General features: G+C 66.0%; 14 protein-coding genes. 4 read left to right on the top strand and 10 right to left on the bottom strand.

The genetic code is table 11. The features are described from left to right. Positions 1-1,287: an O-antigen ligase family protein gene (locus ABD104_RS11615; RefSeq protein ID WP_132979369.1), complete on the top strand. Its 1,287-nt coding sequence runs from the start codon at positions 1-3 to the stop codon at positions 1,285-1,287. After that, positions 1,284-2,069, top strand: a complete 786-nt coding sequence (locus tag ABD104_RS11610; protein ID WP_132979368.1) for a glycosyltransferase family 25 protein — start codon at positions 1,284-1,286, stop codon at positions 2,067-2,069. Before ABD104_RS11615 ends, ABD104_RS11610 begins: the two co-directional genes overlap by 4 nt. Here ABD104_RS11610 and ABD104_RS11605 read toward each other — a convergent pair. From ABD104_RS11605 to ABD104_RS11595, 3 genes are read right to left on the bottom strand one after another with little or no spacing between them, the layout of a single operon-like run. Continuing rightward, positions 2,054-3,118: a glycosyltransferase family 4 protein gene (locus ABD104_RS11605; protein ID WP_343927584.1), complete on the bottom strand. Its 1,065-nt coding sequence runs from the start codon at positions 3,116-3,118 to the stop codon at positions 2,054-2,056. The genes ABD104_RS11610 and ABD104_RS11605 overlap by 16 nt on opposite strands. Then, complete coding sequence (locus ABD104_RS11600; protein WP_343927583.1) at positions 3,115-4,293, bottom strand: glycosyltransferase family 9 protein; 1,179 nt, start codon at positions 4,291-4,293, stop codon at positions 3,115-3,117. The genes ABD104_RS11605 and ABD104_RS11600 overlap by 4 nt, the downstream gene beginning before the upstream one ends. Next, positions 4,290-5,255 (bottom strand): glycosyltransferase family 9 protein, encoded by a 966-nt coding sequence (locus tag ABD104_RS11595; RefSeq protein WP_343927582.1) that lies wholly within the window; start codon positions 5,253-5,255, stop codon positions 4,290-4,292. The genes ABD104_RS11600 and ABD104_RS11595 overlap by 4 nt, the downstream gene beginning before the upstream one ends. 129 nt (positions 5,256-5,384) lie before the next feature. On the opposite strand from ABD104_RS11595, the gene msbA reads away from it, so the two are divergent. Beyond that, a complete protein-coding gene (gene msbA, locus ABD104_RS11590) occupies positions 5,385-7,136 on the top strand; it encodes a lipid A export permease/ATP-binding protein MsbA (protein WP_279818306.1) in 1,752 nt (583 codons plus the stop codon). A 1-nt stretch (position 7,137) separates the two neighbouring features. On the opposite strand, the gene ABD104_RS11585 is transcribed toward msbA, so the two are convergent. The 7 genes from ABD104_RS11585 to ABD104_RS11555 all read right to left on the bottom strand — a co-directional run bounded on the left by ABD104_RS11585 (position 7,138) and on the right by ABD104_RS11555 (position 14,813). Then, the gene (locus ABD104_RS11585; RefSeq protein ID WP_279818305.1) at positions 7,138-8,181 is read right to left on the bottom strand and encodes a glycosyltransferase family 9 protein; all 1,044 of its coding nucleotides are present in this window, start codon (positions 8,179-8,181) and stop codon (positions 7,138-7,140) included. A gap of 78 nt (positions 8,182-8,259) precedes the next feature. Beyond that, complete coding sequence (locus ABD104_RS11580; protein ID WP_343927581.1) at positions 8,260-9,426, bottom strand: ABC transporter substrate-binding protein; 1,167 nt, start codon at positions 9,424-9,426, stop codon at positions 8,260-8,262. Positions 9,427-9,517: 91 nt separating this feature from the next. After that, positions 9,518-10,693 carry an ABC transporter substrate-binding protein gene (locus ABD104_RS11575; RefSeq protein ID WP_087782232.1) on the bottom strand — a complete coding sequence of 392 codons (1,176 nt, stop codon included), beginning with the start codon at positions 10,691-10,693 and terminating at the stop codon, positions 9,518-9,520. A 29-nt stretch (positions 10,694-10,722) separates the two neighbouring features. Further along, entirely contained in the window at positions 10,723-11,619 is an 897-nt protein-coding gene (locus tag ABD104_RS11570; RefSeq protein ID WP_343927580.1) for an MBL fold metallo-hydrolase, read from the bottom strand. Further along, positions 11,616-12,152, bottom strand: coding sequence for a 3-hydroxyanthranilate 3,4-dioxygenase (locus ABD104_RS11565; protein ID WP_087782230.1), 537 nt, complete (start codon positions 12,150-12,152; stop codon positions 11,616-11,618). Before ABD104_RS11565 ends, ABD104_RS11570 begins: the two co-directional genes overlap by 4 nt. Positions 12,153-12,339: 187 nt before the next feature. Continuing rightward, positions 12,340-13,308, bottom strand: a complete 969-nt coding sequence (locus ABD104_RS11560) for a LysR substrate-binding domain-containing protein (protein ID WP_087782229.1) — start codon at positions 13,306-13,308, stop codon at positions 12,340-12,342. Between the two features lie 47 nt (positions 13,309-13,355). Next, a complete protein-coding gene (locus ABD104_RS11555; protein WP_087782228.1) occupies positions 13,356-14,813 on the bottom strand; it encodes a 2-hydroxymuconic semialdehyde dehydrogenase in 1,458 nt (485 codons plus the stop codon). 186 nt (positions 14,814-14,999) lie between these two features. Here ABD104_RS11555 and ABD104_RS11550 point away from each other — a divergent pair, with 186 nt between their 5' ends. Further along, on the top strand, positions 15,000-15,506 hold the full coding sequence (locus tag ABD104_RS11550) for a MarR family winged helix-turn-helix transcriptional regulator (RefSeq protein WP_087840758.1): 507 nt from the start codon (positions 15,000-15,002) through the stop codon (positions 15,504-15,506). Positions 15,507-15,567: the final 61 nt, after the last annotated feature.

Below are 15,567 nucleotides of genomic sequence, written 5' to 3'. Positions count from 1 at the left end.
GTGGTTGGTCTGTCGAGGGCTGTTCGTTCGGCGATGGGGTTCGCGGGTCTGCAGGGGCTGCTCGCGGTATTGCTGGCGCTGTTCCCGGTGTTCCTGCTGCCGAAGATGTCGGTTTCCAACGCGCTGTTCACCGTGCTGGCTTGTTGGGGGCTTGGATGCCTGCTCGTGCCCGGACGCGACCGGGAGCGCTGGGGCACTTACTGGCGCAGCGCCGGTGGCCTGAGCCTGGCATTTCTGCTGTGGCCGCTGGCGGTGGCCATCCAGCAGGCAGTGGCCGGGCAGCCGATCAACATTCCTTACCTGTTCACACGCTTCGTCCTGCTGTTCGTGCTGGCCTGGGGCCTGACCAGGCTGGGGGCGAAACGACTGGAGTGGATGGCCTGGGGGTGTGCCGCGGCGGCTTGCTATGCCGCGGTGTGGATTCATTTCGCCACCCTCGAGATGCGACCGGACCACGTGGGAATCTACAACATCATCCCTTTTTCCAACCTGGCTTTGTTGATGGGGGCGCTGGCGGCCATCTCCATCGGATGGGACGAGCCTCGGCAGTATGCAATCCATGGGGTGAAGCTGCTGGCGATGTTGGCCGGCATGTATGTCGCGTATTCGGGGCAGACCCGCGGTAGCTGGCTGGCCGTCCCGGTGCTGGTCTGTGTCGTATGTGCCTCATATCGTCATGGTTCCCGCAAGCTGCGGGTAATGGCGCTGAGCGCGCTGGTGGTCGTCGGCGTATCGATTGCGGGTACCAGCGACATGGTGCGGGAGCGGGTGGCCGAAAGCGTGGCGGCACTGGCGGGCGGCAAGAACACGCTGGATAGTTCGAGCGGTGGTCGCATCCAGGTGTGGCACGCATCGCTGAGGCTTTTTGCAGAACATCCCTGGACCGGGGTGGGAAGGGAGCATTTCAGAGATGCGCTCAGGGAACAGGCCAAGGCGGGGCTGATCACACGAGAAGCCGCAGAACTTGCCCATTCCCATAACGATATTCTGTATGCGATGGCCGCCTACGGCGTTCCCGGTCTCATCGCGGTACTGACGCTTTATCTGGCTCCCGCGGTTTTCTTCGGCAGGAGGTTGCGCCGTGCGGACCCTCGTGTTGCGTGTGCGGCGGCAATGGGACTGACCACGGCTGTGAGTTTCTTCATTTTCGGGCTGACCGAGGCCATGTTCAGTATTTCGATCACCAATGCCTTCTACGTTCTGATCATGGCGTGGCTGGTGGCATTCATCGTTTGCCGGGAGCCGGCCCCGAGAGGCGCGATGAACCAGGAGGCCGTTCACTCATGATGCCGATATACGTCATCAATCTCGAGCGTGCCGCCGAGCGTCGACGGAAAATCGGGACGCAGTTGGATCGTTTGGGGCTGTCCTACGTGCTTTGCCAGGCCGTGGACGGAGCGCAACTTGACGCGCAGGCCGTCTCCGCCCTGTACGATGAGGCTACCGCTACACGCGATTACCGGCCGCTGTCGCGTGGCGAGCTCGGTTGCGCCCTGAGCCATCTGGCCGTCTATCGGCGGATGCTGGACGAAGGCGCCGACCGGGCTCTGGTGCTGGAGGACGATGCCGCGCCGGGCGTCGACGTGCCGCGAGTCCTGCGGGAGTTAGAGCGCGTACTGGACCCGGCGAGTCCGACGGTGGTGCTGTTGTCCCATGTCGACAAGTACACGCGCTGGGGCCGCCAGTCGCTGGACGGCCAGAGGCATCTGGTAAGGCGATACGGACATTGGTGGCTTGCCCATGGTTACATCGTGACGCGTGGAGCCGCCGAGCGCATGCTGGCGGCCTTGCAGCCGGTCTGGAGCGCAGCCGATTTCTGGGCGGGATTCGAGCGCCGGGGCATCGTTCGGGTCCGGGCCGTCGTGCCCAGCTGCATAGGGTTGACCGAACTCGCGCAGACCTCGTACCTGGAGGGCGGGCGGGTCGACCTGGACACTGCCGAGAAATCCCGGCGCAGCATCGGCTATTACCTCAAACGCTATTTGTATCAGCGTTTCCTGCATCAGATCCTGGTGCGGCCCTTCCTGCGGGTCGCACGGCAGCGTCCGCCATCTCAGCCGCCGGCCTGAGCGGTGGCCAGGTCGAGAACGATGCGCGCATGGGCCAGGACGTCAGTGGCATAGGACAGGTGGGCGGACGGCGACGATAGCCGTGCGCGACCCTCGTGGACCCGTGCCACGCAGCCGGCGATGGCGTCAGCCAGCGACGCCGGGCTATCCAGGTCGAACGTGACGCATGCTTCGCGCGACAGCACCTCGGCGCAGCCGGTGTCGCGCGGCAGCACGGCCGGAGTGCCGCATAGCACGGACTCCGGACCGACCAGGCCGAAGGGTTCGTAGCGCGAGGCCAGAATCGTAAAATCGGCGGCGCGATAGCAGTCCTCGATGTCCTGCCGGTAGCCGATGTAGCGGATCCGGGGCGACTGCGCGTCGACCGGCCGGCCGGCGACGAGCAGGCACACCGGCAGCGCCGTGTCCTGGAAGAACGAGGCGAGTTGCTCGTATCCCTTGCGGCCATGGCCGGTGGAGGGGAACAGGAACGCGACTTGCCCGTCGGAGATGCCCAGCGCCCGCCGCAATTCGAGGCGGCGCTCGGGTGTCACGGGTACGAATCGGGTAGCGTCGACCGGCGGATAGGCGACATGGAGTTTGCCGGCGGGGAGGTCGTAATACCGTTCCAGTTCTCGCGCCATGAAGCCGGAGTGCGCGACCACCTTGCGGGCATGGGCATAGTGGCGCGTTTCGAGCCGGATCTGCCAGCGATCCGACCATTTGGGCGAGCGTTGGGCATGGGCGAGGAATCCCTGGTGCGTGCCGCCGCAAATGGCGATGTCGGACACGGCGGTGCGGCTGCATCCGATCAGGACGTCCACCCCGTGGCTGTCCTTGAGCGCGCGGACCCGCGCCGAAAAATAGTGATCGCGCAGTTTCGAGGGCAGGGCCCGGACGTTGATCCGTACCGGTTCCACGTAGGCATGTTCGGGAATGGCCGTGTCGAATTCGCGGGCGAAGACCAGGGGACGCACTCCCAGCCGATGCAGCCCACGCACCAGGTCCATGGTGTAGCGTTCCATGCCGCCGCCGTAGCCGAAACGGTGGCAGGCGATAGCGAGTTTCATGGCTGGGTTTCCGCTGGTGGGGCAGGGACAGCATCCCCGCCGCCGGGTTGCCGGCGCAGTATGGCGACCGCTTCCTGGCATACGCGTTCCGGAGCCATGCGGTCCAGGCATTCGGAGTGGCTTTCGCGGTGCCGCTCACAGCCTTCCTGCTGGCACGGCACGCATGCGCGGAAGGGTTCCTGCAGCAGGACGACGTTGCCGCGTACTTGGCTGGATGCGCGCTGGTCCCAGGGCGGCTCCAGCCCGTCGGGCGGGCTGGGGCCCCATTGGCGGGGCTCGGTTGGGCCGAACAGTGCCAGGGTAGGAGTGCCACAGGCGGCGGCCAGATGGGTCGTGGCGGTGTCCGGTCCCACGTACAGCCGGGCCAGATGCAGGAGATCGGCCAGTTCGCCCAGGCCCAGGCAGCCCTGGATGCGGATGACGGCCGCGCGGGTCGGGGCGTCCAGCGCGGCCAGGATCTCGTCCAGGTACCGGCTTTCCGCTTCGCCCGGACCGCCGCTCAACAGTAGGCGTAAGCCTTGCTGCCGCAGTTCGCCCATGAGGCTGGCCCAACCTGCCGTATGCCACCGCTTATAGCGCCAGCGTGGCGAGGGATGGATCACCGCGAAGGGCTGGCGTGGATCGAAAGGAGCGGTGCCGTGCAGGTACGGCGAGAGTTTTTCCGCCCACGCCTCAGGAGCTATCTGGCCCGTCGGGGGGATGACGGTGCGGGCCGACGGCACGCCCAGCATCTGCACTACCTGTTCGTTTTCGCGAACGCGGTGGGTGATCCCGTCGACCGACAGAGCGTGTCGCAGCAACAGCCTTTTCCACCAGGAATGGCTGCGTTCGGTCGAGACCAGTCCAATCCGCCGAGGTGCCGCCACGAAACCGAACAGGTGGGGTTTGTCGCCGGGTTGCGGCACCACGGCGAGGTCGTAACGGCGCCAGAGCTGGCGGGCGAGTGCAAGGATTTCCTCGCGTGCCGGGCGTTCGGGGATGGTGTAGACCCGGCGGATGTCCGGGTTGTTCTGCAACATGCTTTCGGTGCCCTTGAACACCAGCATGTCGACCTCGCAGCCAGGATAGTGCTGGCGCAGCGCATGGGGCAGGGGGGTGGTCAGCAGCACGTCGCCCAGGTAGCGCAGGGCGACGACCAGGATCCGCGGTGTCTTCGCGGCAGTCCTGCGGCTCATTCGGTGTCCCCTTGGGCCAGCCGTTCGACGGCGGCGACGACTTCGGGCACGGCCGGCCATTGCCCCTCGGCGCCCAGGCAGACTGCATCGGGCGACCATGGGCCGGTGCGCTCCCGGCGAGTGACGCCGAATAGGGTGACTTGGCGGGCGCCCGCGGCGGCGGCAACATGCGACGTACCCGAGTCGTTGCATACCACCGCGGCAGCGTGCGTGGTCAGGGCGGCAAAGGCACCCAGGGACAGCGGCGGCAGTACCGTGGCGGACGGGACGGCCGCGCGCGAGACGGCCACCTCGTGCGGGGGCGGACAGATCGCGCAAGTCCATCCGCGTTGCCCGAGCGCCTCGGCCAGGGCGCCGAACCCCGGCCATGCCTTGGGCCGGCCGTGGTGCAGCCCGGCGGCGATGGGCGCCAGCAGGACGAAGGGGCCCGTGATGCCTGCCTGCGCCAATGTTTGCGTGGCGTGTTCGTGGTGGGCCGCCGTCAGGGGCAGCGCGAGGCGCTTGCCGGGCTCTGGAGGCCGGCTGGCCGGACCGGGCTGCCAGCGCCGTAGCGTCTCGTAGGCCAGCCGGTAGAACACCTCCACCTCGTGCAGGCCATGCGGCTTGGGCAATGCCCAGCTCAGCAGCAGCGACCGGCCATCGCCGCGATAGCCGGCGGATCGGATGCCGGCCAGGCGAAACAGTGCGGCGCTGGACAGTGAATTGGGGAATATCAGGCCACGCACCGAGCCGTGACCGGCCAGCGAGCGGCGCAGCGTCTGCCTGTTTTCGCCGAACGAGCGGCCCAGCGCGATGAATCCATCATGGCCCGTCAGTCCGGAGAACAGGTCCTGGGCCCAGGCGCGTCCGCAAAGCACCAGCGGGTGGCCTTCCCGCCGCAGCAACTCGAGGGCGGGCAGGCACATGCAGGCATCGCCCACCCAGTTAGGCAGGCGTACGTAGATGGAGTCGGCGCGTGGCATCAAGAGGCAGGGGCGGGCAGTCCGGCGGATGGCCGCCTGCGCGTACAATGTGAAGCTTCGTATTGTAAGCGGGCCTGCCGCCGCGGGAAGGTCGAAGCGGCATTCGGTCTGGCTCCGGAAAACTCCCTCGTGAACTCCCATCCCGTCAAAGCCGATTTGTGGCGCCGCGTCTATACGCGGGTCCTGAAGTATTGGAAAGCGCTCGCGCTCGGCATGTTGTTCCTGACAGGGGTGGCGGCATCGCAGCCTGTCCTGGCGATGCTGATGAAGCCGCTGCTGGACGGCGGTTTCAATGGTCAGAATCCGGACTATGTCTGGAAGATCCCGCTGGCCATCGTCGGTATTTTCCTGGTCCGCGGTGTATTGAACTTCCTGAGTGACTACCTCCTGGCGTGGTCGGCCAACCATGTGCTGGCGGACCTGCGCGGGGAAATGTTCGATCGCCTGTTGCGCCTGCCCGATACCTATTTCAAGCGCATGGGGTCGTCGTTGTTGCTCAACCGCTTCGTGGTGGATGCAGCGGGCGTGATGCAGTTGGCCACCGAAGTCATCACCGTGCTGGTGCGCGAGACGCTGATCGTGGTGTCGCTGGTTTGCGTGCTGTTGTATCTGTCCTGGCAGCTCACGCTGATCGCGCTGGTGGCTTTTCCCTTGTCCACCTTCATCATGCGGGCCATCTCCCGCCGCATCCGCAGGATCAACCGCGAGACCATCGCCATGAATGGCGAGTTGACCCGCATTGTCAGCGAAGCCATTGACGGGCAGAGGGTGATCAAGTTGTTCAGCGGCTACGAGCACGAAGAGGCCCGGTTCCTCCAGGTCAATAGCCGGTTGCGCCGTTTTGCCATGCGCAATGCCGTGGCCACGGCGGCGTCGGCGCCCATCACTCAAGCCATTTCCGCGGTTGCCTTGGCCATCGTGGTAGCGACCGCGCTGGGGCAGTCGGGTGCCAACCAGATCACGGTAGGAGGTTTCGCCGCTTTCGTGACGGCCATGCTGCAGATACTGGATCCGCTCAAGCGGCTGGCCAATGTCGCCAGCCCCATGCAACGCATGCTGGTGGCGGCCGAGAGTGTATTCGCCCTGGTGGACGAGATGCCCGAGCCGGATGCCGGTACGCGCACCTTGGCCCAGCCGGTGCGCGGCCGCATTGAGTTCGAGAACGTGTCGCATAGGTTTCCCGAGGCTGCCCGGGATACCTTGGCCGATATTTCGTTCAAGGTGGAACCGGGGCAGACAGTGGCATTCATCGGCCGGTCAGGGAGCGGCAAGACGACCTTGGTATCGATGCTGCCGCGCTTTGCGCTGCCATCTTCGGGCTTGATACGGGTGGACGGGGTGCCGATCGAGGAGCTGACATTGACCAGCTTGCGCGACGCGATTTCGCTGGTCAGCCAGGACGTGGTGCTGTTCGACGAGACCATCGCTGCGAATGTCAGCTACGGCGCCCGCAGCGAACCCTCCGAGCAGATCATTCGGCAGGCCCTGGCCGATGCGAATCTGTTGGAGTTCGTCGATTCCCTGCCGCAAGGCATGCATAGCAGGGTAGGGGAGAACGCCGCCAGGCTATCGGGCGGACAGCGGCAGCGCCTGGCCATTGCCCGCGCGCTGATCAAGGATGCGCCCATCCTGATCCTGGACGAGGCCACCTCGGCCCTGGACAACGAATCCGAGCGGCAGGTGCAGGCTTCGCTGGAACGGCTCATGAAAGGCCGCACCACCCTGGTCATCGCCCACCGGTTGTCGACTGTGCAGAATGCCGATCGCATTGTCGTGCTGGACAAGGGCCGTATCGTGGAACAAGGCGGGCACTCGGATCTGCTGGCGGCCGGCGGGCTGTACGCCGCGCTCTACAAGATGCAGTTCAGTGAGACGGCCTGAATCAGGATTCCGTATCGTCGGCCGGAGCCGGCAGGAACCTGGCTGGGGGCATGATGGCGCGAGTCGCGTTTCCGCTGGGCCGGGCCGTGTTTTCTTGGGCCTTGTCCCAGGGGAGATCGGTCTGTTTCGCGGAAACCTGCGACTGCAACTGGTTGAAGGCACGCTCCACTCGTCCTGACGTCAGCGCGTATTTCCAGAGCTTTTCTTTGAGCTTGCCCATGGGAATGCCGTCGCTGCCGATCAGAATGCGACCGGGGCCCCAGTCGGGGCGCCATGTCCGGGCGCTTCCCCGGCGCATGAACAGCGACAACGCAGGAACATGCAGATTCGAGGCCAGGTGGCCGATGCCGGAATCGTTGCCGATGAACCATCCCGACTCGAACAGCCAGGCGGTGACATTCTCCAGCGCGCCAAGCCGGGGCAGGCCTATACCCAGTTCCTGGACGTGCTCCCACTGCGGCCGCTCGGAGGGACCTACGATGAATTGCGGGTCCAGGCCCCGGCGCTTGAGCCGAACGGCCAGAGCGACGAAGCGGGACGCCAGCCAGCGCTTGTCGGGAGTGCTGGCCATGGGATGGATGGCGACACGGGAGGCATGCTTGCGGTAGACGAGTCCGGGAGGCGGGACAAGGCCGTTGTATTTGTCAGCCTGGGGCAGGCCCAACGAATCACGGCTGAAGTTGGCCAGCCTTTGGGCCAGCGAGGCCGGTACCTTCAGCCTGCGTAGATTTTCCAGCGCCACGATGCGCCGCTGCGGCGCATCCGTGCCCGGTTCGTGCAATTGGATGACGGTCCGGAATTCCGCCGGGCATTCCGCTGCATCACCAGGCAACTCTTCGCGAATATCGAAACCGGGAAACCAGGCGCGTAGCCGGTGGATATGTGGCCCGAAGACCGTGACCGCAATCCCGTGCCGTCTCAGGTTCTGGGCGACGATCATCAGCAGCAGCGAATCGCCGATGGCCAGAGATGTCAATAACGCGGTGTTTTCCCGAGGAATGGAGGAAGTCTGCACGGTGCCGGAAGTCGAAGCTTGCCCGCGCATGATAGCTCAATCGGCCATTCGCATTGCCGGCACGCGGACATGCTCATGAATGGGGCCCCTGAGGCCCCCATTCACACGTCACTTCATCTGGCATTCGCCCGCATACGAGTCCTTGCTGTGCTCGTAGATCACCCCCTTGGTCACGAACGCCGGCTTGCCGTTGGCGTCCTTGGCCACGTCGACCCGGTAGAACGGCGCGATCGGGAACTGGTTGGTGTTGAACGCGAAGGAGCCGCGCACGGAATCGAACTTGGCTTCCCGCAGCGCCGCGCGGAACGCGGCCTTGTCGGACACGTTGCCCTTGGTCTTGGCCAGGGCCGAGGCGATCAGGCTGGCGGCGTCGTAGGATTGCGCCGCATACATCGAGGGTTCGCGGTTGTACTTCTTGCGGAAGGCCTCGGCGAATTTCTTGTTGGCCGGATTGTCGAGGTCGGGCGAATACGGAGCGGCCGTGACCGCGCTCAGCGCGGCGTCCTGCAGGGCGGGCAGGGTGGAGCCGTCGATGGTCGAGGTCGACAGCATGCGGACCTTGTCGAACATGCCGGCCTGCCGGTACTGCTTGACGAAGTTCACGCCCATGCTGCCCGGATAGAAGGTGTAGATGGCCTCGGGCTTGCTGGAGGCCAGGGCGGAGATCTCGACCGAGTAGTCGGGCTGGTTGACCTGGGTGAAGGTCTCGCCCACCACCTGGCCCTTGAAGGTTCGCTTGAACCCTTCCATGGCGTCCTTGCCGGCCTGGTAGTTGGCGGCCAGCAACTGGATCTTCTTGATGCCCATCTTGTTGGCGAGCTCGCCGCCGGCCTCGTGCAACTGGTCGTTGTTCCACGAGGTGGAGAAGAAGTAGGGCGAGCAGCCCTTGCCCGTGATCGGGGTGGGGCCGGCGTTCGAGCCGACCAGGAAGACCTCCGCGCTGGTGATGGGACGGTGGACCGCCATCATGACGTTCGAGTAGATCAGGCCGGTGATGAGGGGGACCTTCTCGCGCTCGAGCAACTGGCGCACGACCTGCAGGCCGACCTCGGGCTTCATCTGGTCGTCTTCCTTCAGGACCTGGACGTCGACCCCGCCCAGCTTGCCCTGGCCCTGTTCCACGGCCAGCATGAAGCCGTCGTACTGGTCCTGCCCCAGCACCGAACCCGGACCGGACAGCGTGGAGACGAAGCCGATCTTGACGGCGGCGAAGGAGGGGGCGGCGAAGGCCGCTTGCAGTATCGATGCGATGGCTATCAGTTTGGCGGTTTTCATGCGGACTCCTGGCTTGCCTGCGGGGTGGATGAGGCCGGATGCCCGGCCCCCGGGATACTGCGGTCGGCGGCGCGACGCCGGTGCCGGACGGTTATTTCAGCTTGCATTCCCCATGGTAGGGGTCCTGGTGGTCCGGGAACACGGTTTCCCGCGTGGCCAGCGTCACGCCGCCCGCGGGGTCGCGCACCACTTCGAATGCGTAGTAGTTCGATACGGGGAAGTGATTATTGTTAAATTTGAAGTTGCCCCGCACTGAGGGGAAATTCGCCTTGACCATTGCCTGTTCGAAGGCTTTCTTGTCGTCCAGGCGGCCGCCGGTGGCCTTGAGCGCGGCATTCAGGGCCTGCGCGGAGTCGTAGCCATAGGCCGCGTAGTGCGAGGGGATGCGCCCGTATTTCTTGCGGAACTGCTCGACGAAGCTGCGGTTGGCCGCATTGGGCAGGTCGGGCGACCATGGCCCGCCCGACATCACGCCCAGCGCCAGGTCCTGCAGCGCCGGCAGGGTCGTGCCGTCCACCGTGGAACCCGACAGCAGCGGGACCTTGCCCAGCAGGCCGGCCTGGTGGTATTGCTTGACGAAATTCACGCCCATGCCGCCGGGATAGAAGATGAACACGGCGTCGGGGCTGGCGGTGCGCAGCTGGGTGATTTCCACCGAGTAGTCGGGCTGGTTGACCTGGGTGTAGGTCTCGCTCAGGACTTCGCCCTTGAAGTAGCGCTTGAAGCCCGTCAGCGCCTCGCGGCCGGCCTGGTAGTTCGGCGCCATCAGGGCGACGCGCTTGTAGCCTTTCTGCTGGGCGTACTTGCCCATGGCCTCGTGCTGCTGGTCGTTCTGCCAGGACGTGGAGAAATACAGCGGCGAGCACATCGAACCGGCGATCTGGCTGGGGCCGGCGTTGTTCACCAGCAGGAAGGTGCCGCTGTTGATGACGTCGCGATAGACCGCCATCAGCACGTTCGAGAAGCTCAGGCCGGTGATGAGCTGCACGCGGTCGCGCTCGATCAGCTTCTTGGCGGCCTGGCGGCCCACCTCGGGCTTGAGCTGGTCGTCTTCCTGGATGATCTTGACTGCCTGCCCGCCCAGTTTGCCGCCGGCGGCTTCCACGCCCAGCATGAAACCGTCGTACTGGTCCTGGCCCAGCGTGCCGCCGGGTCCGGACATCGTGGCCAGGAAGCCGATCTTGATGTCGGCGTGCGCGGCGGCGGTGACGCCGAACGCGAGGCAAAGGCTGGCCACCAGGGCCGGGACCGGGCGCTGCAAAGTCATAGGCGGTTCCTTGGACTTACGTTTTAAGTTTAAAGTAATTTTTGGAATTCGAAACGAAATTCGTGTTCGTCTTCCGGTGCCGCGCGGCGGATGTGGCCGGCGGTGGGGGCGGGGAAGTGGGCTGGCAGGACCAGCGTGCCGTCGCGGACGCAGGCCTCCAGCAGCGATTGCCGGGTGCGGCGGGCGTGGTCGGGGTCGGCGCAGAAGCGCGTGCTCCACTGGGGGTAGCAGCACTGCAGCGGGTGGTGGAAGGCATCGCCGGTCAGCAGGACGCGCTGGTGCTCGCCCTGGATCTCGACGGCCACGTGGCCGGGCGTGTGCCCGGGCGCGGGAACGAGGCGGATGGCTTCGTCGATGCGGTGGTCCATGTCGACCAGGTCGGCCAGGCCGGCTTCGAACACGGGCAGGACCGAGTCGCCCACGTAGTCGCCGGTGCGCACGAGCCCCGGGTGGCCCTCGTGCTCCTTCCAATAGGCCCATTCCTCGTGGGTGAAGAGATAGCGCGCGTTGGGGAAGGTGGGCACCCATGCGCCGCCGACCAGCCGCGTGTGCCAGCCGACGTGGTCGACGTGCAGGTGGGTGGAGACGACGATGTCGACGTCCTCGGGGCGCACGCCGGTCGCTTGCAGGCGATCCAGCCAGCCCCAGTGCTGCCGGTCGAAGTCGGGGCGTACCCGCGCCTTGCAGTCGCCCACGCAGGTGTCCACCAGGATCAGGCGGCCGCGGCTTTTCAGCAGGAAGGACTGGATGGAGATGACCAGCCGGTCGGAGGCCGGGTCGTAGAACCGCGGGGCCAGCCAGTCCAGGTTGGCCTGGATGGCTTCGGGGGTCGAGTCCGGGAAGATTTCCGCGGGGCGCAGCAGCGGGCCCTCGGCCTCGACGATGCGGGTGAGTTCGACCCCGCCGAAGTCGAACCGTGCCGTCATGCGGTGCCCGGAACGTGCTTGCCGGGATGCACCGTGCCGCACGAGGGGCAGCGGCGCTTGTCCTCGCTGGCGTAGAAGGCCTCGAACAGCGGCGGCAGGTCGGTCACGATGCTCTTGAGCTGGACTTCGACGCGGTGCACCAGGTGTCCGCAATGCAGGCAGTACCACTCGAAGCCGTCCACCAGGCCTTCGGGACGCTGGCGTTCGATGACGAGACAGGCGCTGCCGGTCTCGGGACGCTGGGGCGAGTGGCGCATGTGCGGAGGCAAGAGGAAGATGTCGCCTTCCTTCAGGTCCACGCGTTCTTCCTTGCCTTCCACCCAGAGCTTCAGGTAGGCGTTGCCGCGGATCTGGTAGAAGAACTCTTCCAGCGGATCGTCATGGTAGTCGGTACGGTGGTTGGGGCCGCCGACCACCGTGACGATGAAATCGGAGTCCTGCCAGATCTGCTGGTTGCCGACCGGCGGCTTGAGCAGATGGGCGTTGTCGTCGATCCATTTCTGGAAATTGAGCGGAAGACCGTATTTGTACATGGTGCTCTCGTTGGGTCGGTAGGTCTGCGCCCGCGGGGCGGCTTCCCGCGCCGGAAGGAGGCGGTCGTGGCCTATCGTAGGCTAATTGCAGTCTATGTGACCCATGCGCCGGGCGAGAAATAGAAGTTGGCGCCCGGGGTATGCACATTGGCTATGGCGCGTTCGGGCCTTGCGCCCGGAGGAAGGATCAGGAGGCGCCGGCGCGCCGGGCGTCGCAGATGCGATGCAGGTATTCGATCAGGTGCTGGCTGGCGGGAGTGAGTTGCCGGTTCGCCCGTACCGAATAGCCCACGCGCCCGAACAGGCCGAATTCGGCCAGCGGCAGGCGCTTGAGCAGTCCGTGGTCCAGGAATTGCGCGGCGGCGTCCTGCGGCATGAGGGCGATGGCCTCGCCGCGCAGCAGGATGCCCAGGTTGGTCAGCAGCGACAGGGATTCGATGTGGCGGGGCGGAATGCCCAGCCCGGTACGGTGGAAAGTCTGTTCCACCGCGGTGCGCAGCGGCGATTCGGCCGAAGGCAGGATCCAGGGCTGCTCCATCAGCTGGCCCAGTTCCAGGTGCGCCGCGCGCGCCAGCGGGTGGTGGGCGCCGACGACGGCATGCAGCTTTTCCTCGTACAGCGTGTGGTGGGTGAGCGGATAGGCATAGCCGAGCGCGATGTCGCGCTCGGGCAGGCGTCCCACCACGATGTCGAGGTCGCCCGTGGCCAGCGCGGGGAAGAGCTGCGACGAGGGGCCTTCGGAGACCGTGACGCGGATCCCCGGGTGCTCCTGCATCAGCATCGAGATCGCCTCGGGCAGCAGCTTGGCCGACGCGGCGATCAGGGTGCCGACGATGACGTGCCCGCTTTCCCCCGTCAGCGCGGCATTGAGTTCGTCCGTCATGTAGCGCAGCTCGGCCATCAGCGTCTTGACCCGCCGGCCCAGGAGATGCGCCAGCTCGGTCGGGACCACGCCGCGGTTGGACCGCTCGAACAGCGGCGCGCCCACGAACTTCTCCAGCTCGTAGATGGCCTTGGTGACGCTGGGCTGCGTCAGGTTCAGTTCATTGGCCGCGCGCGACAGCGACCGGCGCTCGAGCACCCGCTCGAAGATCTGGAGTTGGTGCAGCTTGAGCTTGTGCCCAAGCGCGTTGGGAGTCAGACGGAAGTTGGACATGGCGGCCGCAGGGGACATTCCCCTGCGATTATCGCCCATTCGCGCGCCTACAGCTTCACGCAGACGTTGGTCGGCTCGGTATAGAAATGCAGCGAGTGGCGGCCGCCTTCACGCCCTATGCCCGACAGGCCGCTGCCGCCGAAGGGCGTGCGCAGGTCGCGCAGGAACCAGCAGTTCACCCACGCCAGGCCCACCTGCATGGCCTGGGCCACGCGATGGCCGCGGGTCAGGTTGGTGGTCCAGACGGCCGCCGCCAGCCCGTAGTGGGTGTCGTTGGCCAGCCGGATGGCTTCTTCCTCGGTATCGAAGGGGGCGATGTGGCAGACCGGGCCGAACACCTCTTCCTTGATGCAGCGGGCGGTCTCGGGCAGGCCGGTCCAGATGGTCGGCTGGATGTAGGCGCCCTGGTCGCGCTCGTCGCCGAAGGTCGGCACGCCGCCGCCGGTGACCACGGTGGCGCCTTCCTCGACCGCCAGGCGCAGGTAGGACAGCACCTTCTCGCGGTGCTCGTGCGACACCAGCGGGCCCATGGTGGTGGCGCTGTCCATGGGGCGGCCCAGCACCAGTTTCTCGGCTTCGAGCTTCAGGGCGGCGACGAAGCGGTCGTAGATCGGCCGCTGGACGTAGACGCGCTCGGTGCACAGGCAGACCTGGCCGCAGTTGGCGAAGACCGAGCGGGCCACGCCGGCGACGGCCGCGTCGAAGTCGGCGTCCTCGAACACCAGCGCGGCGTTCTTGCCGCCCAGTTCGAACGATACCGGCTTCACGCCCGGCGCGACCGCCTTCATGATGGTGCTGCCGGTGGCCGATTCGCCGGTGAAGGTGATGCCGTCGATGTCAGGGTGGGTAGTGATGAATTCGCCGGCCGAATTCGGGCCGAAGCCGTGGACCACGTTGAACACGCCGGCGGGCAGGCCGACCTCGGCCGCCACTTCGGCCAGCAGGGTGGCGGTGGAAGGCGTGACCTCGGAAGGCTTGGCCACCACGGTGTTGCCGAAGGCCAGCGCGGGCGCGACCTTCCAGGTGAACAGCAGCAGCGGCAGGTTCCACGGCGAGATGACGCCCACCACGCCCAGCGGCTTGCGGTAGGCGTAGTTCAGCGCCTGCCGGCCGTCCGGCGTATCGGTCATGAAGCTTTCCATGTCCAGCGTGCGGGCGATCTCGGCGAAGGCGCGGAAGTTGGCCGCGCCGCGCGGGATGTCGATCTGGCTGGCCCAGCCCACGGGCTTGCCGGTGTCGCCGATCTCCGCCGCCAGGAAATCGTCGAAGCGGCGTTCGATGCCGTCGGCCAGCGCGTATAGGTAGTCCGTGCGCTGGTTGACCGGCAGCGCCGCCCAGGCCGGCAAGGCCTGGCGGGCCGCCGCCACCGCGGCGTTCACCTGGTCGCGGCTGGCTTCGTGCACGCGCGCCACCAGTTCGCCGTTGGCGGGGTTGAGTTTGTCGAAGGTGCGGATGCCGTCTTCGAAGCGGCCGCCGATGAAGTTGCGCAGGGATTTGACCGACATGGTGCTGGGTTCCGTTGAGGTATAGTACGTATACGTCATAATATAGTGGAATTTCGCGCGACCGGTCCATCCCCGGGGGCATAACAACTTCGGTGCCAGCCATAGCCGGTTCGAAGAAACGCCAGGGCGCCGCTGGCCGGGCGCGCGACATCAGTTAAGATCTCAAGTCCGCTCCGGCTCGCCACCATGACCCGATCCTCCGCCTTGCGACGCCCGCCCGCCGCGCCGTCTCCCGAACCGGAAACCGTGCCTTGTACGGATGCCGTGCGGGCGTTCGAGCTCACGGACGTCGTGTCGCACCTGCTGCGGCGCGCGCATTTTCGCGCCGAGGCCCTGTTCATGCAGACCTTCCACGACGAGGACCTGACGCCGCGCCAGAAGGCGCTGCTGATCACCGTCTGCAAGCATCCGGGCGCCACGCAGAATCAGCTGGCCGAGGACATCGCGCTGGACCGCAATTCGCTGGCCGACATGATCAACCGCCTGGTGCGCAAGGGGTACCTGCGGCGCCGGCGCTCGGCGGACGACAAGCGTGCGTATGCCGTCACCATCACCCAGGCGGGCGTGGACGTGCTCGAGCGCGTGCTGCCCCGCGACCGGGAGGTCGAGGAAGCCATCATCGCGGCCCTCCCGCCCGAATATCGGGCGTTGTTCGTCAAATGCCTCAAATTGATGGCCGGAGTGGGGCCATGAACCGCCGGCATTGTCCGCGCGCAGGTTTCTCCCGTATATTCGTACGTATACGGCATAAAGG

Source organism: Pigmentiphaga daeguensis (assembly GCF_039523035.1).
In the GTDB taxonomy this organism is placed as follows: domain Bacteria; phylum Pseudomonadota; class Gammaproteobacteria; order Burkholderiales; family Burkholderiaceae_B; genus Pigmentiphaga; species Pigmentiphaga daeguensis.
Note: the sequence above shows the minus strand (reverse complement) of the source record. Positions and strands in the feature narration are given on the sequence as shown.

Excerpts from the sequence above, each read along its gene's own strand:
- ABD104_RS11610 (WP_132979368.1), top strand. The coding sequence starts at position 1,284 with ATGATGCCGATATACGTCATCAATCTCGAGCGTGCCGCCGAGCGTCGA.
- ABD104_RS11605 (WP_343927584.1), bottom strand. The coding sequence starts at position 3,118 with ATGAAACTCGCTATCGCCTGCCACCGTTTCGGCTACGGCGGCGGCATG.
- ABD104_RS11600 (WP_343927583.1), bottom strand. The coding sequence starts at position 4,293 with ATGAGCCGCAGGACTGCCGCGAAGACACCGCGGATCCTGGTCGTCGCC.
- ABD104_RS11595 (WP_343927582.1), bottom strand. The coding sequence starts at position 5,255 with ATGCCACGCGCCGACTCCATCTACGTACGCCTGCCTAACTGGGTGGGC.
- ABD104_RS11585 (WP_279818305.1), bottom strand. The coding sequence starts at position 8,181 with ATGCGCGGGCAAGCTTCGACTTCCGGCACCGTGCAGACTTCCTCCATT.
- ABD104_RS11580 (WP_343927581.1), bottom strand. The coding sequence starts at position 9,426 with ATGAAAACCGCCAAACTGATAGCCATCGCATCGATACTGCAAGCGGCC.
- ABD104_RS11575 (WP_087782232.1), bottom strand. The coding sequence starts at position 10,693 with ATGACTTTGCAGCGCCCGGTCCCGGCCCTGGTGGCCAGCCTTTGCCTC.
- ABD104_RS11570 (WP_343927580.1), bottom strand. The coding sequence starts at position 11,619 with ATGACGGCACGGTTCGACTTCGGCGGGGTCGAACTCACCCGCATCGTC.
- ABD104_RS11565 (WP_087782230.1), bottom strand. The coding sequence starts at position 12,152 with ATGTACAAATACGGTCTTCCGCTCAATTTCCAGAAATGGATCGACGAC.
- ABD104_RS11560 (WP_087782229.1), bottom strand. The coding sequence starts at position 13,308 with ATGTCCAACTTCCGTCTGACTCCCAACGCGCTTGGGCACAAGCTCAAG.
- ABD104_RS11555 (WP_087782228.1), bottom strand. The coding sequence starts at position 14,813 with ATGTCGGTCAAATCCCTGCGCAACTTCATCGGCGGCCGCTTCGAAGAC.
- ABD104_RS11550 (WP_087840758.1), top strand. The coding sequence starts at position 15,000 with ATGACCCGATCCTCCGCCTTGCGACGCCCGCCCGCCGCGCCGTCTCCC.